This window comes from Hymenobacter sp. M1-2, from assembly GCF_057808495.1.
In genome coordinates, this window is the sequence record NZ_JBTYZO010000006.1 from 202,573 (window position 1) to 225,385 (window position 22,813).

The window sequence follows — 22,813 nt, forward strand, 5'->3', positions numbered from 1 at the left end:
CTTTGCCGCTCGTTGATTCTGCGCTTATGGCTGCTACTTCCGCTCCCCGCAAAGCCGCCCTCGGCTTCATCTTTATCACGCTGCTGCTCGATGTTATCGGCTTCGGCATCATTATTCCGGTGCTGCCCAAGCTCATCACGCAGCTCACCGGCGGCACCCTTTCCGATGCTTCCCGCTACGGCGGCTGGCTGATGTTTGCCTTCGCCAGCATGCAGTTCCTGTTTTCGCCCGTGCTCGGCAACCTCTCCGACCAGTACGGCCGCCGGCCGGTGCTGCTGACGGCGCTGTTCGGCTTCGGGCTCGATTATCTGTTCCTGGCCTTCGCGCCGGGCATCACGTGGCTGTTCGTGGGGCGGGTTATTGCGGGCATCACCGGAGCCAGCTTCACCACTGCCTCCGCCTACATTGCCGACATCAGCACCCCTGAAAACCGCGCCCAGAACTTCGGCATGATAGGAGCGGCCTTCGGGCTGGGCTTTATCATCGGGCCGGTGATTGGGGGCTTGCTGGGCCACTTTGGGCCGCGGGTGCCGTTTTTGGCCGCCGCGGGCCTGACGCTGCTCAACTGGCTCTACGGCTTCTTCGTGCTGCCCGAGTCGCTGCCCAAGGAAAACCGCCGGCCCTTCGACTGGAAGCGGGCCAACCCCATCGGCTCGCTCCGGCAGTTGCAGCGCTATCCTATTATTCTGGGGTTGGTGGGCTCGTTGGTGATGCTCTACATTGCCGCGCACGCCACGCAAAGCACCTGGTCGTATTTCACAATGTACCAGTTTGGCTGGAACGAGGATTGGGTGGGCTACTCACTGGGCGCCGTGGGCCTGCTGACGGCGCTGGTGCAGGGCCTGCTCATTCGCTACATCAACCCCAAGCTAGGCCCGAAACGCTCGGTATTCATTGGGTTGAGCTTCTACGCGGTGGGCTTCCTGCTGTTCGCCTTCGCGGGCCAAGGGTGGATGATGTTTGCGTTCCTGGTGCCTTACTGCCTGGGCGGCATCGCCATTCCAGCTTTGCAGGGCATCATGTCGGGGCAGGTGCCGCCCACGGAGCAGGGCGAGCTGCAAGGAGCGCTTACCAGCCTCGTCAGCCTCACGTCCATCGTCGGGCCGCCGCTGATGACCAACTTATTCTCCTTCTTCACCAGCCCCAAAGCTCCCGTACACTTTCCCGGCGCCGCCTTCCTGGCCGGGGCCGTGCTCACCGTCGGCAGCCTGCTCCTGACCATGCGCTCCTTGCGCCGCTACGTAGCGCCGGCCGCACCCGTGGCAGCTCCCGAGGTGGCGGCGGGGCATTGAGTAGTGAGAAGTAGGTACTGAATAATCAGGGCGAGTTTCAGGTTGCGGTCCAGCCTGTAGCGCGAAGCTCCGGCTTCGCGTTGCACGATAATCGTTGTTACGACGCGGTTCCAGTCATTCTCAAGAACCACTCTGGATTCTGATTGTACAGTTGAGTCATATATCGAACACAAGCTATGAAGTGCGGCACGTGAGCCCCGGAGGGGCGGCATATCGGTAGTCGTTGAGTGTGTACACCATTATAAAGCCCCGTAGGGGCGACACCTAACGATTGGTGCCGCCCCTCCGGGGCTTTGCGGTTTCTTGGCTGTTGTGAAACTACCGATATGCCGCCCCTACGGGGCTTAATGACCGGCGCCGCATGTGAGAAGAAGTAGATGCAGGCGGCTGTTTCGCGCACCAGATGACATTGGTAGAGAACCTAGGAAATCGCCTATTCTCTACCACTTTTCTCTCAAGGTACGGAGCAACTTGTACTGCTAACTACCTCACTAATCGCGGCCGAGTAGCTTCTTGAGGCCTTTCAGGGCTTCGGGCACGGCCAGGGCCAGCGAGGCAAAGGAGGCGACGGTGGCTACCTGGCAGTAGAAGCACAGAGCTTTGTTTTCGCTCCACTCTTCCTGGCCTAGCTTCACGGTGGTGAGCGAGTCGAAGAGGGTTTTGAGGCCCATGGCTACCGGCAGGGCGGGTTGCTGGGAGGCGCGGTGTAGGCCACCAGCCCCGGCCAGGCAGGCCGTGAGGCCATACGTTACCATCATGGGCAGCGCGTCGGGGGTGTCGAGGCGCTTGTAGCCGTAGTCGGAGGCGTCTACCTTGTCGGAGTCGAAGGGGCCGATGGGTGGGTCGGGCAGGTGCTTGATGATGCCGGTTTGGTAGAGGCTCACGATCTGGCCGGCGGCCACGCCCAGAATGGACAGGCCAATGATCCAGCGGCGGCGGGTGAGGTCGGCGCTTTGGCCGTTGCGAAGCTCGTAGCTGAGTTGGGTGGGGTTCATCGTACTGAAATAAGAGTTGCGGTGGAAGGCTGCAACTGGGTACGACGAGCTTTCCGGCCGGGTTCCTGCCGAGGTTGCGCGGCTTAGCAGCAGTCCCAGTAGAAATAGGCCTTATCGAACTGCCGGTTTTTCAGGGCTTGCGGCGCAATGAAAAAGTGCGCCACGCCGGAGTCACCGAACATAATCTGCTCGTCCACGTCGATTTGCAGCAGCTGTACATCGAGTGCCGTATTGGACTCGGGCTCGCGCGGGTCGCCCTGCGTGAAGGTGGCGTAGCCGCCTAGCTTGTGCCCGCTACCGTCCAGGAAGGCGCTGAACTCCTCTTGTTGCGGCTTGGGCAGCGTCTCGTAGTAGTCGTAACCATTCAGTCCGTTGAACCTGACCGCAAACCGGGAATCTTCCAGCCCTCCGTAGTCCTTCGCTGGTGTAAATGCCAACCGATGCTCGCAGTTGATGGGGCTGTCGTCGTAGTGCGTGACGGGCAGGAAGCTGAAATCCTGGTGCGTTTCCGCGCCTTCATGCTCCGGGCCGATGTAGAGCACTTGCGAGTCCATGTCGTACCACTCCTGCGCCGACACGTAGAATTGCAACAGTCCGGCGGCCGGCAGGAAGTCGTTGGCGGGCACTTCCGCCAGATTGATCTGCGCCAGCATCAGCAGGGGCTGCCCATTGGCATCGGTTGGGTACGGGATGGTGCGCGGCAGCTGCGGCAGCCCCCGGAACTTGCTGGCCGCCGAGGCGGGCCCATCGGTTTCCAGCGGCGTGGCCGTGATGCGGATGCTCGGCAGCGCGTGGCGTTCCAGCTCCGGCGCAAAAGGCTGCAAAAAGTCAGGAATCATGGATATAGATTGATGAGGAGAATGTGGACGCGTGAAATTAAAGCGGTTTTCCGGTTGCTGTAGGCGGCCGTCTTCCCGGTCTGCTGGCTTTTCGCCAGCAGACCGGCAGGTACACTGACTTGAGAACCGCTCTAGGATGGAAATACTGTTCGGCTTTCACTAGCACAGCCGCTCAGCATGCTCTTGGTTGAGCACTCTCCGCTGGCCTTCCTCCAAGGTGCATGTTCGACGTGGCCACCGGAGCCAGCAGTTGAGTTAAGGTTTGAGCCTCTTGCAGTACGTGACGGTGGCGCAGGACGAAACAGGTGCGACAGTATAGGCTTCAAGGCAGCTCAGCTGTTGTTGCAACGGAGTAGTACACTCGAAATATTTTTTACGATGGTACTACAAAATTGTAGTACCATCGTTTTATTTTTTTGGAATGTACTACAGAATTGTAGTACATTCTTATTTTTTTATTAGAAGGTACTACTGGCTTGCCTGGCAGACTTACCAGAGAAGCTGATGTTCAAACCCTGTCTTTTATTCTTCGCTCACTTGCTCATAACGGATTTTGCGGGGCTGAGCGGGATTAACGTAAAAATCGAAGGTTCTGCTCTCCGTACCGAAGGTGAGTCTCACCTCCCCGGGGCGTTGCGGCGGCCGGAATGGGGTCATGGCCGCGAAGCGAACTTCGGTAGCTTGGTTGGCCTGCTGTTTATTCAGCAGCCACAGACCGCGCTTTTCATCCAGCAGGTAGTAGGTGCGGGTTTGATGCACATAACGGCGCGGCACGGTGTAATCCAGCTCATTGCTGTACCCCTTGTAGCGGAAGCTGGCCAGGGGCTGGCCGCGCAGGTTCAACACAAAAGCATTGGGCGCCTGGCGGTAGCGGGGCGGCTCTACCAGACTATAACTTGCTACTCGTCCCAGGGAATCATAGGTGGACTGATATTGCCCGTATTCATACACGGTTAGCAGGGTGCTATCGGTCAGAAAGCAGGCGGCCACAAGGAAGGTTTTTGGCTTAATGAGGTTTACCGGGGCCTGCCCTGGCACCAGCAGCTTGCCACACGTAAGCACAGCCCGCCCGCTAGGCGAGAAGTGCGGGGTACACTCCGCTCCGCTACCGCCATACGTGTTGCTTTCCGACAACTCCCGCACCTGCCCGTCCAGCCCCAGCAGCAAGGCAGCTTGCGCTCCCACGTCACTTTCAGACACCCAAAAATCCTGTGTAAACAAGAGGGCTTGCAACACCGGGCTATAGGCCACGAACCGCGGCGGCTCCGGATCACCTTCTATTACAATACCCTTGGCCGCCGCCCGGTAAAAATCCGGTTTCCGGAACTGCTTCTGGAACACGGTTCGACCGGCCGCGTTTCGCAGCAGAATCTGGTAGCGAGCATCGAAACCATTCACCGTGGATGAGCCCGAGGCATCTTGGAACATTGCGGTCAGGGGCTTGGTGGAATCGGGAGCGGCAGAAAGCAACAGCCTATACCGCTGGCCGTTGATGAGCAAGCTGGTGTCGGGGGAAGCACGAAGTGGCGGCCGATAGGTACTCCAATCCGTGGTATCGGCCACCGCCTTTTGGGGTACTTCGGGCAGCGCCGGGGTAGTCGCGGTGGTGGCCGCAGTATCCGCGGCGGGAGACGTTGCCCGCTCCGCGGCTGGCTGGTTCTGCGTGCAGGAAATGAGCTGCCAGCTTAGTAGACTGAGTAGTAAAGCACTGCCGTACGTCTTTCTCTTGGTCATAGAACGGTTCCTGGAATGGGTGTGGCAGCTGGGCAGGCGGCGAGAAGGAAGCCGGGGTGAAATCTATTCGCTATTGATTACTCGACTTTTGATAGCGAAGCCGCTCAGGATGGTCTTGGTCGGCGTAGAAGTCAAACGCGGCCATTTCAGACTGCACCTGAAAACGCACTTCGTGCGGCCGTTGGGGTGGCTTGAAGCGGGCCATCTGCTGGAACCGCACTTCTCGCGTGGCGGACGGATTTTGCTTGTCGATCAGGCGCAGCCCTCGGTTTTCGTCCAGCAAATAATAGGTGCGCAAGGAATGCACGTAGGTGCGGGGCACGAAGTATCCCAATACCTCCCAGGCGCCATCGTAGCGGAAACTGGCGACTTTAGTGCCGTGCACTGTAGTCAGGAAGGCGTTTGGTACACGCCGCATCTGCGGCGGCTCCACAAATTCCATCGATTTCACGGTACTGTCTGCCTCATACTCGTAGTGCATTTCGCCGTAGGCATACAGCGTGAGCAGCGTACTATCGTTGAGAAAACGGGCCAGCACTAAGTCGGACCTGGGCTTCTCCAGCGACAAAGGCGGACGGCCCGGCCGCAGGAGCTTGGCGCAGGTCAAAAAAGCTTGGCCGTTGGGAGCCGGGGCCGGACTGCAATCTACGTGGCCACTGCCCCAGGAATTGCTTAGCGACAGTTCCAGCACCTGCCCGCGCAAGTCCATCAGTAGGAACAGGTAATCGCCCACGTCGCTCTGCGGAATGCCAATGCTCTGCCAGAACGCTAGGCCGCCGAGTTCGGGATAATAACCAAGAAATAGGGCGGGCTCCGGCTCAGCCACTACGGCAATGTCGGGGCCTACGAACTTGAAGAAATCCGCTTTGCGAAACTCCCGCAGGAATACCTGCCGCCCCACGGAATCGGTTAGCGTGATGCTATAGTGGCCCTCAGGGCCACGTACTTTTTTAGTGCTGGCGAAATCATCATCGGCGGCGAAGGCATTGCCCACAATACCGCCCGTGACGACACTGAGCATGTGCGCGGAGTCGGCCGTAGCGCGCATACGCAGGTGGTATAACCGGCCTTCTATTCGCAGCACGGTATCCGTTGCGGCCACCGACAGGCGCAGTTCCTGCTTGCTTATATCGGCGGTATCGGGGAGAGAAGCGGCCGGCACGGCCGCGGCGGCCACCACCGTATCAGCGGCAACTGCCGCAGGGGCGGGAGGCGTGGCTTGTTCGGCGGCGGGCGGATTTCGCGGGCGGGAAACAAGCCACCAGCTCAACCCTATGAGCAGGACGAGCAATAGGGCACTTCCGTATAGCTTCCTCTTGTTCATCGGTAGTAATCGACCATTTTCTGACGTGGACGCCTTTTCTGGGGCCTCGCAAGGTATCTTTACTTTTCATGAATCTCTCTTCCCCGCCGGCCCTTACTTCCCCTGCTATTTCTACTGAATCGTTTCTCTCCCAGATGGCGCGCGAGCTCACCACGCGCTACGCCCCCGAGGAGCTGTCGGACCTGGTGGTGGTGGTGCCCACGCGGCGGGCGGTGGTGTACCTCAAGAACGAGCTGGCCATGGCCACCGACGCCGGCGAGGCGGTGTGGAGCCCGCGCGTGGCGGCCATGGAAGACTACATGGTGGAGCTGGCCGGCGTGCAGGTGGAAGAGCCCATTGCCTTGCAACTGCTGCTCTTCGACATCCTGCGCGACATCGACCCCAAGCTGGACTTCGACCGGTTCGTGGGCTGGTCGGGCCTGCTGCTGGAAGACTTTTCCAGCCTCGACCAGAACCTGGCCCCCGCCGATAAGGTGTTCGAATACCTCTCGCAGGCCAAGGCCCTGGAACGCTGGGAGCTGAGCGAGGCGCCCGCGCCGCAGTCGGTGACGGGTGCCTACTTCAAGTTCTGGGACGACCTGAGCAAGGTGTACTACTGCCTGCGCCGCCGCATGCTCGACCTGCGCGTGGCCTACCCCGGCCTGGCCTACCGCCGGGCCACGGAGCGCGTGGCGGAGCGCATCAAAAACGGCCAGCCCATTGCCCAGCACGTGTTTATAGGCTTGGGCTCCCTTTCACGGGCCGAGGAGCGGCTCATTCAGATGCTGCTCAAGGAAGGCCGGGCTGAGGTGCATTTCGATGCCGACGCGTTCTATATGGAAGGCGACACGCCCAACCGCGCCGGCCAGCATCTGCGCCGCTACCTCACGCGCTGGGAGCTGCCGCGGGAAGCCTTCGGCGGGCCGGCGGAGCTGCTGCGCGGGCTGCCGCGGCACGTGCGCTTCGTGGGCGTGGCCAATGCTTCCATGCAGGGTAAAGTGGCGGGTCAGCTCTTGGCCGAGGCCCGCACCCTGCACCCCAGCAGCACCGTGGCCGTGGTGCTGCCCGACGAAACCCTGCTGCTGCCCGTGTTGCACGGCCTGCCGCCCGACGTGGTGCCCGACTACAACGTGACCATGGGTTTGAGCTTCCAGAGCACGCCGCTCTTCAACCTCGTAGACTTGCTGTTCGAGGTGCATTTGACCGGCATCCGGGAAGGCTCCAGCGAAACCGGCTACGGCGTGCCGCGCTACCACCACCTGGCCGTGAGCAAGCTGCTGAGCCACCCGTTTCTGCGCCGCTACCAGCAGTGGCTCGACAAGCAGCCCGACCCGCGCTACCACGGCCTGCTCGACCACGTATGCCGCGAAATCGTGAAGCGCAACGCGGTGCTGCTGCCGGCCTCGGAGCTGCTGGAGCTGGGCCAGGAGCACGAGCTGATTGAGGCCCTGTTCAAGACCTGGGACACCTGCGACGACATCATCGCGGCCTGCTACACGCTCATCGACTTGCTGAAGCAGGTGTACCAGGAGCAGCATTCGGCCATTGAGGCGGAGTACCTGTACCTGTTCTACACGCTGGTCAAGCGGCTCGATTCGGTGTTCGACTGCCGGGAGCAGCGGCTGTCGGTGCGCTCGTTCCGGCGCTTTCTCTACGAGCAGATGACGCGCACCCGCCTGCCTTTCAGCGGGGAGCCTATTGCCGACGTGCAGGTGATGGGCTTGCTCGAAACCCGCGCCCTCGACTTCGACCATGTCATCCTGCTCAGCTGCAACGAAAACGTGCTGCCGGCCCCCAAGCGCCACACGTCCCTCTTCCCCTACGACGTCCTGACCGAGTTCCGCCTGCCCACCTACGCCGACCACGAAGCCGCTACCGCCTACCACTTCTGGCGCCTGCTCCAGCGCGCCCGCCGTGTAGACCTAGTACACGTGCTGCCCGGCGCCGAAGGCACCCGCACCGGCGAGCGAAGCCGCTTCCTATTGCAGCTCCAAAACGACCTGCTCCCCCAAAGCCCCCAGATGGTGCTGGAAGACGTGGTGGCGGTGGTGGGGCCTCACCCCCCGGCCCCCTCTCCTAGGGGAGAGGGGGAGCCAGACGCTTCGCCTTTGCCGCTGGTTGCTGATGTTGACACCGATGCTGAGCCTTTCGATGATGGCTCTTTGCATTGGACAACGGCCGACCCTAAAACTTATAAGAAGACCAAGGAATACAGCCGCGCCATGCGTCAGGCCCCGACGGATGCCGAGGATGTTTTGTGGCAAGCTCTGCGAGGCAGAAAACTAGCCAGCGGTGCAAAGTTTCGGCGCCATCACCACATCGGTCAATTTATCGTCGACTTCGTTAGCCTAGAAAATTGGCTGGTGGTTGAGGTAGATGGCGAAGTCCACAACGAATCTGAGCAAGCAGAGTACGATGTAGGGCGCACGCACGAGCTTGAGGAGCGTGGCTTCCGCATTGTTCGCTTCACGAACGAGGCAGTAATTCAGCAGCTACCGGCCGTACTACAGCACATTGACGATATCATCACCAACCGTATAGCCGCAGCCCCTTTTACTCCTAATAAACTGGCGCTAGGCCCAACCCTAAACCAGACTCCACTACACAGCCACCAACCAATAGATAATAACCGCGCCGCCGTGGCTCCCCCCTCTCCCCTAGGAGAGGGGGGCCGGGGGGGTGAGGCCACCGACCTAGTCCTCGAAAAAGACGCCGGCATGCTCCAGGCCCTGCGCGAAGTCCTGGACAAAGGCCTCTCTCCCACCGCTCTAAACGAATACCTGGCCTGCTCGCTGAAATTCTACTTCAACCGCCTGGCCCGGTTCCGCGAGGCCGATGAGGTGGAAGAAGCCCTGGGCGCCGACGGCTTCGGCACGGTGGTGCACGAGGCATTGGAAGACTTGCTCCAACCGTTTCAGCAAAGCGGCCAGCCCCTCACGGCCGCCGACATTCCGGGCCTCGTGGGCCTGGCGCCCGTGATGGTGGCGAAGGCGCTGCGCAAAGAGGAAAAGGACCGCCACGCCCGCGCCGACGAAGGCCTCAACCACGTGCTGGGCCAGGTGGCTTCGCAGCTCGTGCGCCGCTACCTCGAAGGCCTGCTCACCGAAAAAGACGGCCTGCCGCTCCAGATTCAGAGCATCGAGGAAGGCCTGCAAGCCACCGTGTACGTGCCCCTGCCCGATGGTGAGAAGCTGCGCGTCAGTCTCATTGGTTTTGCCGACCGGGTAGATCAACTGCCCGACGGCCGCCTGCGGGTGGTGGACTACAAAACCGGCCTCGTGCAGCCCTACGATCTGCGCCTGGTGAAGCGCGGCGAAACCTCCGCCGATGCCGCCGAGCGCCTCGTTCACGATGCCACCTCGGCCGCCGACAAGGTGCGGCAGCTTTGGCTCTACCGCTTCATGCTGGCCCAGGGCGGCCGGCCCGCCGCCGACGCGGCCATTATTTCGCTGCGCAACCTTAGCGCCGGCCCTATGTCGGCCGACATGAGTTTCCTCACCGACGAAGGCCAGGATTTTCAGCAACGCAGCGAAGAACTGCTCAGCCGCATCATCAACCGCATCCTCGACCCCCAGGAGCCCATCCGCAAAACCGACGACCTCGACAAGTGCCAATACTGCCCGTATCGGGGCATTTGCGCTAGGTGAATGGCTTAATTGTTTAATGGTTAAATGGTTGGTCGTTCTTGCGGCTCATTGAACAATCAACCATGTAACCATTAAGCCATTTAACTATTAAATCAACCATTTAACCATTAAACAATGCAACCATTACCCCTCATGGACGAATTCATGCAAGCTGCCATTGCCGAAGCCCGCCAGGGCCGGCAGGAAGGCGGTATTCCGATTGGCTCGGTACTGGTCCGCAACGGCGAAATCGTGTCGCGCGGGCACAACAAGCGCGTGCAGGAACTGGACCCCATTGCCCACGGCGAAATGGACGCCCTGCGCAACGCCGGCCGCCAGCGCACCTACCGCGACACGGTGCTCTACACCACGCTCATGCCCTGCTACATGTGCGCCGGCACCATTGTGCAGTTCAAAATTCCCAGAGTCATTGTGGGTGAGGCGCGCACTTTTGGCGAGTCGCGGGAGTTTCTGGAGAGCCACGGCGTAGAAGTCGTTATTCTGGATTCGGAGGAGTGCGTGCAGATGATGCAGGAGTTTATCGAGGCCGAACCCACGCTCTGGAACGAAGACATTATGGAGCTGTAGCACCCGTAGCCGCGCCTATCAGCCCAGGCGAAAACCGGCGCTACACCTACCTTTACCGCCTGCATGGACCACGCCCCGCTCACTGCTTCCAAAAAATGCCCGCACTGCGCCTATTGGAGCCGCTGGCAGCAGCAGGCCGACGACCGGTGCGAGCGGTGCGGCCTGCTGCTGGACGCCCAGCGTCTGCGGAGTGAGAAGCTGCGGGAAGAGCAGGCCAAAGAGCCATTGCCCACCTTCCTGCAAATTGAAATCAAGCCCGAGGATAGCCCGACGATGCGCTTTTTCAAGCACATCATCCGGGGCGGACAGTTGGCGTTTGCGGCGCTTGTTTCCTTCATGCTATGGCTCGTGACGCTGCTGGCCGGCTAACCGGCACACTCAAGTGGTGGCCCTTGGAGCTGCGCCATCCGCTGTTTCTGACTCTGGCGACGCTTTATCTGCTTCACTTTTGCGCCCGCCGCTGGGGCTCTTGGCCGCTACCGACCTTCATCAACCACCACCTAGCCGACGTGCTGGCTTTGCCGCTACTGCTGACAGTGGGCCTTTCTGTGATGCGGCGCCTATATTTCCGGCGGCCGGCTTTCGTATTGCCCGCTTCCTGGATATTCAGCACCTGGCTGCTCCTAGCGGTGTGGTTTGAGTTGCTACTGCCGCGCCTTCAGCCCCACGCCGCTACCGCCGACTGGCTCGATGTAGTGGCCTACGCCGTGGGTGGTTTGGTGTTCTGGCGCTGGCTGAACCGGCCCGCGTAGGTATTGTAAGAAGTTAGATGTCAGAACTGAGAACTCAGAGCTGAGACAATTTTGCTTGGTTAGCTAAGGGAAAACAAGGGCCTGTGCTGTTGCTGTTAGCCAACTATTAAGTTCAACCTTTCAAACCTGGCCGCCCAGTTTGTCCGTATGGCTACCCTAACGCCCCGTTGGCCCATGCCGCGGGGCGGCTTCATCTAGTGCCTCGTGCTTGGTGCGTAGTGCTTCGTGCTTAGTATGTTCTGACATAAGCACAACCTAAGCACGAGGCACTACCAACTAAGCACTACCATGATTCAGGATTTGCACCGGGTGCTGTCGGCGTATTGGCAGCAGTTTTTGTTTGTACTGCCCAAGCTGGCGCTGGCCTTGGTTGTGCTGCTGATAGCTCTCTTCGTGGCCGGACGAGCCAGCGAGTTGCTGGGTCGCCGCCTGCGCAGCCGCTCCCACGACCCGCTGCTGGCCGATTTCCTCACCCGCATTAGCAAGTGGGGGCTCGTGTTGCTGGGGCTGCTGCTGGCCATGCAGGTGGTGGGCTTGTCGGGCATTGTGAGTGGGCTGCTGGCGGGGGCGGGCTTGTCGGCTTTCATCGTGGGCTTCGCGTTCAAGGACATTGCCGAGAACTTCCTGGCCGGCGCTATTCTAGCTTTCAACCGGCCGTTCCACATCAACGACACCGTGCAGATCCGGGACCAAGTGGGGCACGTGGAGGCCCTCAATCTCCGCACCACGCTCATTCGCACCTTCGAGGGCAAGCACGTCTTTTTGCCCAACTCCCTGGTGTTGAAGGAGCCGCTCATCAACTTCACCCGCGACGGTAACCTACGCCAGGATTTTCTGGTGAGCGTGGACCACGGCGAGACTGGTCACCCGGAAAAAGTGCGCCAGCAAATCCTGGATTTTCTGCTCACCCAGCCCACCGTGCAGCACGAAGAAACCCACTTGCCCTACATCATCCTCGAAAAAAGCGCCGGTACCACCGCCGACCTGCGCGTGTATTTCTGGACTTCGGCCGATGAATACCGGCGCGGCACGCTTCAGATAAAGAGCAACATTATGCAGGCCGTGAAAGCCATGTTGCAGGAGGCCGGATATGTGACGCCGGGGCTGGCACAATAGGCCATTTTTTCCGAAGTTTATATGCTTATGCACGCCGGATTTTTGCTATCCTGCGTTGAGATACTGCCCCCTCTGCTTGTCGGCTCGAAGCGCCGGCCCTTCCTTTTGCCTTGCGGCTATGCCCAAAAATATTGTTCACCGGATTCTAAGTCCCCTGTTGCTCTGGCGCTTGCGTCATATCAACGACCGGGTATACCTGATTCTGGTGAGTGTGCTGGTGGGCTTGCTGGCCGGCCTGACGGCGGTGCTACTCAAAAATTCGGTGCTTCGGTCGCAGTCGTTATTGTACTCCTGGGTGCCCGAAGAGAAGCGCGTGTTTGCGCTGTTTCTCTACCCCATCATCGGCATTGCCTTGTCGGTGCTGTTTACGCGCTTCTTTCTCGATGGCAACCTGAGCCGGGGGCTAGGGCCTATCATCTACAACATTGCCCGGCAGGGCAGCATTGTGCCGCGCAGCAAGCTGTACTCGCAGTTCGTGACTTCCTTCATCACGGTGTCATTCGGGGGTTCGGCGGGTTTGGAGGCCCCTATTTCGGTGACGGGCGCGGCCCAGGGCTCCAACCTGGCCCGACTGCTGCGCGTGGGCCGGCGCGAGCGGCGCCTGCTGGTGGGGTGCGGGGCGGCGGCCGGCGTGGCGGCCATCTTCAACTCGCCTATCGCGGGCGTGCTGTTCGCGGTGGAAGTGGTGCTCAGCGAGTTGGCGGCTCCTTATTTCATTCCGCTCCTGATTTCGACGGCCACGGCCACCGTGGTGTCCAAAGCGCTGTTTGAGGGTCAGCCCTTCGTGCTCATCACCACCAGCTGGCCCGTAGATGCCGTGCCTTTTTACCTGATGCTGGGGCTGTGCACGGCGCTGCTGTCAGTGTACATGATTCGCGTGTATTTCGCGGCCGACAAGTTTTTTGAGCGCTGGCCGGGCACCTACCGCAAAGTGGCCGTGGGTGGCTTGGCGCTAGGTGTGCTGGTTTTCCTATTTCCGCCGCTGTACGGCGAAGGCTACAACATCGTGCAGCTGCTGTTGGCGGGCAAAGACCAGGAACTGGTCAGCGGCTCTATCTTCGCCGTGTACCGCGACGAAAACGTGTGGATTCTACTGGCCGTGGCCACGGCCAGTATGCTGCTCAAGGTGTTTGCAACCACTATTACGGTGGGGGCGGGGGGCAATGGGGGCATGTTCGGCTCGTCGTTGTTTGCGGGCGCGCTGCTAGGCTTCGTGTTTGCGCGGCTCATCAATCTGAGCGGCCTCACCAACGTGACGGAGGTGCATTTTATCGTGCTGGGCATGGCGGGCGTGCTGGCGGGCGTGGTGCACGCGCCGCTCACGGCCATCTTCCTTATCGCCGAAATCACGGGTGGCTACGCCATGTTCGTGCCCCTAATGGTGGTGACGAGTTCTTCCTACCTCATCACGCGCTATTTCGAGCCTTACTCCGTGTACACGCGCAAGCTGGTGCAGCGCGGCGTGTACGTGCACCAAGACCGGGACCGGAGCCTGCTTTCCCAGCTCGATCTGCACCACCTCGTGCAAACCGATTTCGTGCCGGTGCACCCCTACGACACGCTCGGCACGCTGGTCGATATCTTCCGGCACAGCACCCGCGACATGTTCCCGGTAGTAGACGACAACGGCCAGCTGGTCGGCCTCATCACGCTCGATACCGTCCGCGACGCTCTTTTCGACGACGAGCACTACACCACCACCCGCGTGCGGGACCTCATGACCGACCCGCCCGCCACCGTCAACCCCGACGACTCCTTGCTCGACACGCTCCGCTGCATGGAGCAACTCAACGCCTGGGCCCTGCCCGTCGTGGACCAGGGCCGCTACGTGGGTTTCCTGCTCAAGTCCGCCATCCTGGCCGGTTACCGCAAGCAGCTGCTGAAGGAGACGGAATAAGGCAGCGGCTCTGTCCGTAACCGCGGTATCGGAACACTCTTCTCCGAAATATCCGCCGCAAGCATCTGGCTCTCGCAGCCCCACGCAAATGCTGCGGAGCCCCCGTAGCACGCCACGGGTCCATAAAAGTTTCCGCCGAAGGCCCGTGGGGTCCCACGCGCCTTCGGGAATTTCCGCGGAGCTTGCGTGGGACCCCACAAGCATCCGGAAGTTTCCGCGGAGCTTGCGTGGGACCCCACGCGCCTTCTGCGGAAACTCGGGAGCTTGCGTGGCGCCCCACGCGAGCTTGAGAGCAATGCCCTTGCGAAACCCGGCGTCACTTTGTAGCCCAGAATTGAAATCCTGGGCTACAGGGCAGGTGTATCGACAACGAAATTGTACCGCTGCTGCCTGCTGCCGCCTCTAAAAAGCTGAAACCGGACGGATAAGGACCGTTTGATTGAGTGCTTCAACTTAGAAACTCACCTAAGTTTTAAGTTCTTACATCTAACCTCTCTAGTACTCCCCTATTTCCGGCTCGCGCTTGGCGAGTTGCAGGCCTATCATCATGAGCAGGCCGGTGAGCAGAATCACCATGAACAGGATGTTCTCGCCTACCTCACCGATATGGTGCTGCGCGGGAATACTGTAAAAAAGCAGCACCGTGATGAGGCCTTTGGGAGCGATGAACAGCTCCGGCACGAGGTCGATGCGGGCAATGTGGCGCAGGTACACGTAACGAATGGCTGTAAGCACACCCACAATGAGCAGCCCTTGCAGCAGCAACGTGCCGTTCATGAGGCTGCCGAGCGTAATGCTGAACCCGAACAGCAGGAAAAAGAACGTGCGAATCAGGAACGCCGACTCGGCGGTGATGCTTTTGAGCGGATGCAGCTCGGCGGCCAATTGCTCGGGATGCAGCCAGCGTTGCAGCCGCGGCCCCCGCAAAATCAGGTCGGCGTTGTTGACGGCCAGCCCAAACACGAGCACCAGCACCAGCGACGACAAATGCAGCTGCTTGGCCAGGCTGTAGAGCAGCACCAGGAAGGCCAGAATCAGGAAGAACTTCACGTGCAACCGGATGCGCCCTAGCAGAAATGCCAGGGCCGCCGTGCTTATCACCGCCACCGCCGCCACGGCTACCACATCCAGCGAAAACGTAACCAGCGAAATGCCCTGCGCGAAATTCTTTTGCAGGGCAAAGTTGAAGAGCATGATGCCCAGGATGTCGGAAAACGTGCTTTCGTACACGATGAACTCCTGCTTCTCGCCCATCAGGTTGGCTACGCTAGGAATGGCAATGGCCGAGCTGATGACCGACAGCGGCACGGCATTCACCAGGCAGGTTTGAAACGAAGCGCCCATGTAGGCCTGCAACAGCAGCGCAATAGCAACCGCCTGCACCACCAGAATAAGGGCCGCCGCGAAGAAGGAGCGCCGAATCAGCGGGGCCTTGTCGCGGGTGAGCTTGAGGTCGAGGGCCCCTTCGAGCACGATCATGATGAGCCCGATGATGCCGAATATTTCCAGCACCACTTTCGGAATATCGAGCGCAAAGCTGAAGTAGTCGGCGGCTTGGCGCAGGGCAATGCCGGTTAGCAGCAGCATTAGCACCGATGGTACCTTGGTGGCTCGGGCCACCACGTCGAAGAGGTACGAAAGAATGACGGCGATGCTGAGGCCGATGAGAATGGAGTAGGAACCCATGCGTAAGATTTACGGGAAGCAGCAATGCCGGAAGCTATACGGTACAGAGCCCTTCTACGGCTAGCCGCGTATCTTGGGGCCATGATGAAACCATACGTCTTCCGGGCGCTACGGCTTAGCTTGCTGGCGTTGCTGCCCTGCTCCGCCGCCTGCCAGAAATCCGCGGCCGTGGCACCCACCCCGCCGACCGTTCCGCAAGTTGTGCCTGGCTCACTCGGCACCAGCGGCGACACGGCTGATGTAGTCGGCACCAACGTGCAGCCTGGCCTGCTGCTGATGGGCGGCAGCACCGACGTGGACGCGGCCATGCAGTGGCTGCTGGGCCGCAGCGGCGGCGGCGACGTCCTGATTCTGCGCGCCAGCGGCAGCACCGGCTACAACGACTATCTCTACCGCCTCACGCCCGCCGTCAATTCCGTCGAGACGCTGCTGCTCAACTCTGAGGCGCTGGCCCGCGACTCACGCGTGGCCCGCCGCATTCGCCAAGCTGAAGCCGTGTTCATCGCCGGCGGCGACCAGGCCAACTACGTGAATTACTGGCGCGGCACGCCTGTGCAAGAGGCCCTCAACTATCTCATTACGCAGAAGCGCGTGCCAGTCGGCGGCACCTCGGCAGGTTGCGCCGTGCTGGGCGAGTTAGTGTTCGATGCGCGCCAAGGCACCGTCACGAGCACAGAGGCCCTCCGCAATCCCTACGACCCGAAAGTGAGCCTGTCAGGCAATTTTCTGCAAACGGCACCCTGGCTGGCCGGCGTAGTCACGGACTCGCACTACGACAACCCCGACCGGCGCGGGCGGCACCTGGCGTTTCTGGCGCGGCTGCGGCAAGATGGCACCGTGGCCCAGCCGCGCGGCATCGGCGTAGAGGAACGCACCGCCGTAGCCATCGACGGCCAAGGCCAAGCCACCGTCTTCGGCGAAGGCCAGGCCTATTTCCTCGTGCCGGGGGCGCAGGGCCCCGAAGTCTGCGCCGCCGGCCAGCCCCTCACCTGGGACCGAAACGGCCAGGCCGTACGCGCGTACGTCTTGCGCGGCGGCCCCAACCATAGCTTCAACCTCCAAAACTGGTCCACCGCCACCGGCGGCGCCTGGAAGAACTTCTTCGCCCGCAACGGCACCTTCTCCTCAAATTGAGTTGAATCTGCCACCCGCCCGTCTGCCCGCTTTTTCGCGGGCTGACGGGTCGCCGCAAGCTGAGGTTGCAATGCTAACCGTCATGCAGAGGCGGTAGCCGAAGCATCTCGCTAGGGTGGTAACTCCGCTTAGTTGCTACACTAACGTCAGCACGCGAGATGCTTCGTCGCCGCTTGATGCGCGGAATGCTCTGCATGACACGCTAAACAACCTCAGCACGCCAGATGCTTTCTTCGTCTGCATGACGAGGGAAACAATGTCCGCACGCAAGATGCTCCGCCTCCGCAGGACAACCCGAACTGGCTAAAACCATCCGCTGTTCGCCTCAGCACCTCCTAGCCACGTATTGTTTCTACGACGACCGGTCAGCTGGCGAAAAAGCCAGCAGACCGGAGCAAACAATTCACTCAGCCACTCATTCCGTTATTCACTCATTGAAATCAATTGCCATCATCGGGGGCGGGCCGGCGGGGCTGCTGGCGGCGCAGTTGTTGGCCGAAGCCGGCTGCCGCGTAGACTTGTATGAGGCGCAAGCCACGGTGGGGCGCAAATTTCTGGTGGCCGGCCACGGCGGTTTCAACCTTACCAATTCCGAAGGCTCAGCCAGCTTCGCCAGCCGCTACGGCACCCGGCACCCCGAGTTTGCCAGCTTCCTCACCCACTTCTCCCCCGCCGACTTGCGGCGTTGGGCCGCCTCGCTGGGCATCGCCACGTTTGTGGGCACGAGTGGGCGCATCTTCCCCACCGAGCAGCACAAGCCCGCCGACCTGCTGCGGGCCTGGGTGCGCCACTTGCAGGCATTGGGCGTTCAGCTGCACACCCGCCACCGCTGGCTAGGCTTCGCGGGCGAAACCGGACTGCGCCTCCGCAACGAGGTTACCGGCGAAGATTTTACGGTGCAGCCTGCTGCCACACTGCTGGCGCTAGGTGGCGCGAGCTGGGCCAAAACCGGCTCCGATGGACAGTGGGTAACGGCTTTGGAGCAGATAGGCGTCCGGTGCTTGCCATTTGAGCCGGGCAACTGCGGCGCCGAAATAGCCTGGTCCGGCTTTTTCCGGGCCAAAGTAGGCCGTGCGCCGCTTAAAAACATTGCTCTCCGCTGCGGCGAACACACGCAACGCGGCGAGCTGCTCCTGACGGAGTACGGCGTAGAAGGCACGCCCGTGTACGCCCTCACGCCCGCCCTGCGCGCCGCGCTACGCCAAGGCACTACCGCCCCGCTCCTTCTTGACCTTAAGCCCGACCTCTCCGACGAGCAGCTCCTTGCCAAGCTCCAGAAACCCCGCGCCGGCCGCTCCCTCCCCGATTTCCTGCGCCAAACGCTCCGCCTGGGTCCGCCCGTGCCTACGCTGCTGCGCGAAGTAGCCCCGCCCGAAGCCACGGCCACCCCCGAAGCCTTAGCCCGCCTCCTACGCCAAGTGCCCTTACCCGTGCACGCCCTGCGCCCCCTCGATGAGGCTATCAGCACGGCTGGCGGCGTGGCCTGGGACGAACTGGATGGGCACCTGATGCTGCGCCGTCGCCCCGGCACCTTTGTGGCCGGCGAAATGCTGGACTGGGAAGCTCCTACCGGCGGCTACCTCCTCCAAGGCTGCTTCAGCACCGCCGCCTGGGCAGCGAAGGGAATTATGAATTATGAATGAGGAATTGGTCGTTGGCTCCGGTCTGCCCGCTTTTCGGCGGGCTGACCGGTCGCCGTCAGCTATCGTTGTTTCGTCTGGCCGGTTACCGCAATTGCTCATCAAACAAATGGCGCGCCCTTCGACCGTTCAGCCCGCCGAAAAAGCGGGTAGACCGGTGGTTCTGAATCAAGAACTGAGATGGGATAGTAGGACCGATGGCGTGAGCCCCGGCGGGGCGGCATATCGGTAGCAGTGAGTACACCATCAAGAACAGAGCCCCGGCGGGGCGGCACCTATTGTTTCAACGACATGGGTGCCGCCCCGCTGGGGCTTAGGCTGTCAAGAAACTTCATTCTTCATTCTTCATTAACAACTCCTTCGCTTCAGCGGCGGCTAGGATGGCTTTGGCTTCGGCCAGGAGCCGCTCACCGGGATTTAGCTGGCTGCGCAGGATGAGGGCAACTAGAATAGAAAACGAGACGAAGGGTAGCAGCCAGCCTAGAGCAAACCACAGCCAGAACGAGCGCCCGTAACTGGCGGCGCAATAGCCCGTCACGAGTGGCAGCACGGAGAGCGCGCACAAAATCCCTATCCCGGAGAGTATATAGTAGACAAGCATGACGGTAGTGGCTGTTATCTAAAATTACGTTTTCAGGACCCGTAGCGCAAGCACAACGGCATGTTTTGCCGTAGATATAACTTCACTCCGACTGAGAAGTTGCTGGCGAAGGCTCCTATCTTCGACAGTGTTTTTCCGTATTTCTGGATTCTACGCCTTATCTCCCGCTTTTGCCGTCCTCCGCCAGCTTTCCGCTCCCATCGATGTGGGACCACCAAAGTCTTTTCCGTGTTTCGGCCCAGCTATTTGCTGAAGGCATCTTCAACTCGCTCGACCGGACGCTTAAACCCGAAGTATTTTTGCTTGGCCTGGCCTCGGCCAAGGAAACCGATGAGCCCCAGGCCGTGGTGGTAGAACCTACTTCCCTGCGGTATAGCCCCGCCGACTTTGCCGGGGTGAAAGCCACTGCCGCAGCCCTGGAGCCCGATGGCCCCCGCGACGTAGTATATCACCTGCACCCCGCCGACCACGACCGTTACGAGAAACTGCGCTGGTACGAACTGCTGCGCCGCGCCACCGAACAAACCCTCACCAACCTGGCCAAAACCCGCGGCGAAGACCGCCTCAGCTTCTGCTCGCCGCCCGTGAGCCTGTACGGCTATCAGGTAGTGGTTATTTTGCAACTCTCAGCCGAGGCGTACCACGCCTATTACGCGCTGCCCGTGCGCGGCCCGAGCAATCGGCCGGTATCGTTGCTGCACGCGGCGGCGCAGGAGTTTCTGCAAGATTGCAGCCGCGCCCTGCGCGAGTCCGACACCGACGACGACCGGCCGGTGCTCGACCGCGACTACAACGAGGTGCTGCGCGCTGCCGGCCGCAGCTTCATGCTCGGCGCCGCCGCGGGCACCCACGGCCTCTACGATGCCTGCAACGGCATCGCTGCCCTGCGCCATGAAGGCGACGAAGGCGTGGGCACTATGCTCGTCGCCCGGCGCCATCACCCGGCCATCGTGCCGGTGCTCACGCTGGAAAGCCCCGTTTCCTTGCGCGACCACCGCCGCATTCGGAAGCTGTTGGAGCTGAGCGAGGACCGCACGGCGCTGGTTTCCGACGCCACCGACGTGTTTGGCCTCGGCTATCTTGTACCGCCCGAAGACCCCGCCTTCGAGCCACTGTTCACCGTGCACTTCACTCGCCACTACAGCTGGGAGCTGACGCACGACGACCAGGTGATGATGAAGGTGGTGTCAAACACGCCGCGCCTGCCTCAGGGCCGCGTCGATGCCGCGAACTTCGCGCGTGCCGTGCACCGGGTGTTCCCACGCCTCGATACGGGCACCATCGACTACCTGTGGGAGCTTACGCAACGAGCCACCGAACAAACCAACGGCACCATCTTGGTCATTTCCGAAGGAGCCGCCCAGGAAGCCGCGCGCCTCACGCGCCAGTGCTTCCGCGTGGCCCCGCGCCTGATGACGCCTTCCGTGCTTCGCCTCGTCACCAACATCGACGGCGCCGTCCTCATCGAACCCCACGGCACCTGCTACGCCATCGGCGCCATCCTCGACGGCCTCGCCACCGAAAAAGGCGACTCCTCGCGCGGCTCCCGCTACAACTCGGCCCTGCGCTACGTAGAAAGCAGCCGCTACGCCTGCCTAGCCATCGTAGTCAGCGAAGACGGCTTAATCGATTTGCTCCCGCCAAGACGGTAACTGTCATTGCGAGCAGAGCGAAGCAATCTTTCCTCTATTCGCACTAAACGCCCCTTACAGATAAGCGCTTCTTCGTTAGGGTTATCGTCCTAACGAAGAAGCGCTTATTGCTTCAGTAAGCTTGGCTCACGGAGAGGAAGGATTGCGTCGTCGTGCCTCCTCGCAATGACAGTGCTTCGTCTACCCATTCACGCTGCCCATCATCTGCTCGGGGTAGCGCAGGCCGGCGGCAGCTCCTTTGGGGGCGAGGGTATTGAGCTGGGCTAGCTCTTCCGGACGCAGCTCTACTTGCAGCGCGCCCAGGTTTTCTTCTAAATACTGTACTCGCTTGGTGCCGGGGATAGGCACGATGTCGTTGCCCTGGGCTAGCACCCAGGCCAAGGCCAGCTGGCCGGGTGTGCAGCCTTTTTGAGAGGCTAGTTCGTTGATACCAGCCACCAGGTCGAGGTTCTTCTGGAAATTCTCGCCCTGGAAACGAGGCGAATGACGGCGGTAATCGTCTTCGGCCAGGTCCTCGAACTTCTGAATCTGACCAGTGAGGAAGCCCCGGCCCAGCGGCGAGTACGGCACGAAGCCAATGCCTAGCTCGCGGCAGGCTTGCAGCACCCCATCTTCGGGGTCGCGGCTCCAGAGTGAGTATTCGCTTTGCAAAGCCGCAATGGGGTGCACGGCGCTGGCGCGGTGCAGCGTGGCGGCAGCGGCTTCGCTCAAGCCAAGGTGGCGCACTTTGCCTTCTTTCACCAGCTCGGCCATAGCGCCCACGGTGTCTTCGATGGGGGTGTTGGGGTCGACGCGGTGCTGGTAGTAGAGGTCGATGTAGTCGGTGCCGAGGCGGCGCAGGCTGGCTTCGCAGGCTTGGCGCACGTATTCGGGTCGGCCACTGATGCCCCGCTTGCTTGGGTCGGCGGGGTCGCGCAGGATGCCGAACTTGGTGGCTATCACGACCTGTTGGCGCCGGTCGCGCAGGGCCTTGCCTACCAATTCTTCGTTCGTAAAGGGGCCGTACATATCGGCCGTATCGAAAAACGTGACGCCTAGCTCCGTGGCGCGGTGCAGGGTGCGGAGGCTTTCGGCATCGTCGCGCTGGCCGTAGAAGTCCGACATACCCATGCAGCCGAGGCCAAGGGCAGAAACTGAAAGGCCGGAGCGGCCGAGGGTGCGCTGTTGCATAACGTAGGGTTTTGGATGCGTGGAATGCCTAGAACCACTGGCCGCGTCGGATGGTTGGCAGCAGCCAGCTACAACCCGACGCAACCTCTTCTGCGTTTAAGTGATAGGTCCTAAGTAATGAGCTACTGAACAAATATCAAATTACTATTAATCAACTTATTGCCGCCTTATTACCAGCTACCTCCTTAACCGCCAAACCCACCACCATGCCCACGCAACGCTACTCCGTTCGCCCCCTCTCCACTCCCGCCGATGATGAGCGGCTGCGCTGGGTGGAAAAGGTTTCGCACCTGCTCGACAGCCAGTTCCGTGTGCCCGGCACCACCTGGCGCTTCGGCCTCGACCCCATCATGGGCCTGATTCCAGTGGTGGGCGGCATTCCGTCCCTAGCCATTTCCGGCGTCCTGATCCTGACCATGATGCGCCACGGCGCCAGCGGGGCCGTAGTGGTCCGCATGCTGCTCAACGTACTGCTCGACACCATCATTGGCGCCATCCCAGTAGTAGGCACCATCTTCGACTTCACTTACAAAGCCAACGACAAGAACGTACGCCTGCTGCGCCGCCATTACGCCGAGGGCAAGTACCAGGGCACTGGTCGCGGGCTATTGCTGGTCGCTATACTCGGGCTGCTGGCCGTTTTCGGCCTTCTCGTGTGGGGATTGTGGTCGGCTGGCGTCTGGCTCTGGCAGTATGCTAAATAGGTCCTCAGGGTTGGCTGTCAGGTGAATTGATGGCTTACGTGGGCACTTGGTTTTAATCCGCAGAGAGTGCAGAAGCAGACAACT

General features: G+C 61.0%; 18 protein-coding genes. 11 read left to right on the forward strand and 7 right to left on the reverse strand.

The window, feature by feature from the left end:
* The first annotated feature begins 26 nt into the window (after nucleotides 1-26).
* A complete protein-coding gene (locus tag ACYSMN_RS08115; RefSeq protein ID WP_488923358.1) occupies nucleotides 27-1,292 on the forward strand; it encodes a TCR/Tet family MFS transporter in 1,266 nt (421 codons plus the stop codon).
* Nucleotides 1,293-1,783: 491 nt separating this feature from the next.
* Here ACYSMN_RS08115 and ACYSMN_RS08120 read toward each other — a convergent pair whose 3' ends face one another.
* The 4 genes from ACYSMN_RS08120 to ACYSMN_RS08135 form a co-directional block, all read right to left on the reverse strand.
* Nucleotides 1,784-2,287 (reverse strand): vitamin K epoxide reductase family protein, encoded by a 504-nt coding sequence (locus ACYSMN_RS08120; RefSeq protein WP_488923359.1) that lies wholly within the window; start codon nucleotides 2,285-2,287, stop codon nucleotides 1,784-1,786.
* Between the two features lie 83 nt (nucleotides 2,288-2,370).
* The gene (locus ACYSMN_RS08125; protein WP_488923360.1) at nucleotides 2,371-3,126 is read right to left on the reverse strand and encodes a YwqG family protein; all 756 of its coding nucleotides are present in this window, start codon (nucleotides 3,124-3,126) and stop codon (nucleotides 2,371-2,373) included.
* A gap of 522 nt (nucleotides 3,127-3,648) precedes the next feature.
* Entirely contained in the window at nucleotides 3,649-4,860 is a 1,212-nt protein-coding gene (locus ACYSMN_RS08130) for a hypothetical protein (RefSeq protein WP_488923361.1), read from the reverse strand.
* Between the two features lie 70 nt (nucleotides 4,861-4,930).
* Complete coding sequence (locus ACYSMN_RS08135; protein WP_488923362.1) at nucleotides 4,931-6,151, reverse strand: hypothetical protein; 1,221 nt, start codon at nucleotides 6,149-6,151, stop codon at nucleotides 4,931-4,933.
* 101 nt (nucleotides 6,152-6,252) lie between these two features.
* Between ACYSMN_RS08135 and ACYSMN_RS08140 the strand changes: the two genes are divergently transcribed.
* The 6 genes from ACYSMN_RS08140 (at nucleotide 6,253) to ACYSMN_RS08165 (ending at nucleotide 14,142) form a co-directional block, all read left to right on the forward strand.
* Nucleotides 6,253-9,810 carry a PD-(D/E)XK nuclease family protein gene (locus ACYSMN_RS08140; RefSeq protein WP_488923363.1) on the forward strand — a complete coding sequence of 1,186 codons (3,558 nt, stop codon included), beginning with the start codon at nucleotides 6,253-6,255 and terminating at the stop codon, nucleotides 9,808-9,810.
* A gap of 132 nt (nucleotides 9,811-9,942) precedes the next feature.
* On the forward strand, nucleotides 9,943-10,377 hold the full coding sequence (locus ACYSMN_RS08145) for a nucleoside deaminase (RefSeq protein WP_488923393.1): 435 nt from the start codon (nucleotides 9,943-9,945) through the stop codon (nucleotides 10,375-10,377).
* A 63-nt stretch (nucleotides 10,378-10,440) separates the two neighbouring features.
* A complete protein-coding gene (locus tag ACYSMN_RS08150) occupies nucleotides 10,441-10,746 on the forward strand; it encodes a hypothetical protein (RefSeq protein ID WP_488923364.1) in 306 nt (101 codons plus the stop codon).
* Complete coding sequence (locus ACYSMN_RS08155; RefSeq protein ID WP_488923365.1) at nucleotides 10,719-11,129, forward strand: hypothetical protein; 411 nt, start codon at nucleotides 10,719-10,721, stop codon at nucleotides 11,127-11,129. Before ACYSMN_RS08150 ends, ACYSMN_RS08155 begins: the two co-directional genes overlap by 28 nt.
* A gap of 288 nt (nucleotides 11,130-11,417) precedes the next feature.
* A complete protein-coding gene (locus ACYSMN_RS08160; protein ID WP_488923366.1) occupies nucleotides 11,418-12,245 on the forward strand; it encodes a mechanosensitive ion channel family protein in 828 nt (275 codons plus the stop codon).
* A 118-nt stretch (nucleotides 12,246-12,363) separates the two neighbouring features.
* Nucleotides 12,364-14,142, forward strand: a complete 1,779-nt coding sequence (locus ACYSMN_RS08165; RefSeq protein ID WP_488923367.1) for a chloride channel protein — start codon at nucleotides 12,364-12,366, stop codon at nucleotides 14,140-14,142.
* 495 nt (nucleotides 14,143-14,637) lie between these two features.
* On the opposite strand, the gene ACYSMN_RS08170 is transcribed toward ACYSMN_RS08165, so the two are convergent.
* The gene (locus tag ACYSMN_RS08170) at nucleotides 14,638-15,828 is read right to left on the reverse strand and encodes a cation:proton antiporter (protein ID WP_488923368.1); all 1,191 of its coding nucleotides are present in this window, start codon (nucleotides 15,826-15,828) and stop codon (nucleotides 14,638-14,640) included.
* Between the two features lie 81 nt (nucleotides 15,829-15,909).
* Here ACYSMN_RS08170 and ACYSMN_RS08175 point away from each other — a divergent pair, with 81 nt between their 5' ends.
* Both ACYSMN_RS08175 and ACYSMN_RS08180 read left to right on the forward strand, forming a co-directional pair.
* Nucleotides 15,910-16,962, forward strand: coding sequence for a cyanophycinase (locus tag ACYSMN_RS08175; RefSeq protein ID WP_488923369.1), 1,053 nt, complete (start codon nucleotides 15,910-15,912; stop codon nucleotides 16,960-16,962).
* 434 nt (nucleotides 16,963-17,396) lie between these two features.
* A complete protein-coding gene (locus ACYSMN_RS08180; RefSeq protein WP_488923370.1) occupies nucleotides 17,397-18,605 on the forward strand; it encodes a TIGR03862 family flavoprotein in 1,209 nt (402 codons plus the stop codon).
* Nucleotides 18,606-18,933: 328 nt separating this feature from the next.
* Here ACYSMN_RS08180 and ACYSMN_RS08185 read toward each other — a convergent pair whose 3' ends face one another.
* The gene (locus ACYSMN_RS08185; RefSeq protein WP_488923371.1) at nucleotides 18,934-19,203 is read right to left on the reverse strand and encodes a hypothetical protein; all 270 of its coding nucleotides are present in this window, start codon (nucleotides 19,201-19,203) and stop codon (nucleotides 18,934-18,936) included.
* Nucleotides 19,204-19,406: 203 nt separating this feature from the next.
* Here ACYSMN_RS08185 and ACYSMN_RS08190 point away from each other — a divergent pair, with 203 nt between their 5' ends.
* Nucleotides 19,407-20,855: a diadenylate cyclase gene (locus ACYSMN_RS08190; protein WP_488923372.1), complete on the forward strand. Its 1,449-nt coding sequence runs from the start codon at nucleotides 19,407-19,409 to the stop codon at nucleotides 20,853-20,855.
* 180 nt (nucleotides 20,856-21,035) lie between these two features.
* Here ACYSMN_RS08190 and ACYSMN_RS08195 read toward each other — a convergent pair whose 3' ends face one another.
* On the reverse strand, nucleotides 21,036-22,025 hold the full coding sequence (locus ACYSMN_RS08195) for an aldo/keto reductase (protein WP_488923373.1): 990 nt from the start codon (nucleotides 22,023-22,025) through the stop codon (nucleotides 21,036-21,038).
* Between the two features lie 206 nt (nucleotides 22,026-22,231).
* Here ACYSMN_RS08195 and ACYSMN_RS08200 point away from each other — a divergent pair, with 206 nt between their 5' ends.
* Entirely contained in the window at nucleotides 22,232-22,729 is a 498-nt protein-coding gene (locus ACYSMN_RS08200; RefSeq protein WP_488923374.1) for a DUF4112 domain-containing protein, read from the forward strand.
* Nucleotides 22,730-22,813 lie beyond the last annotated feature (84 nt).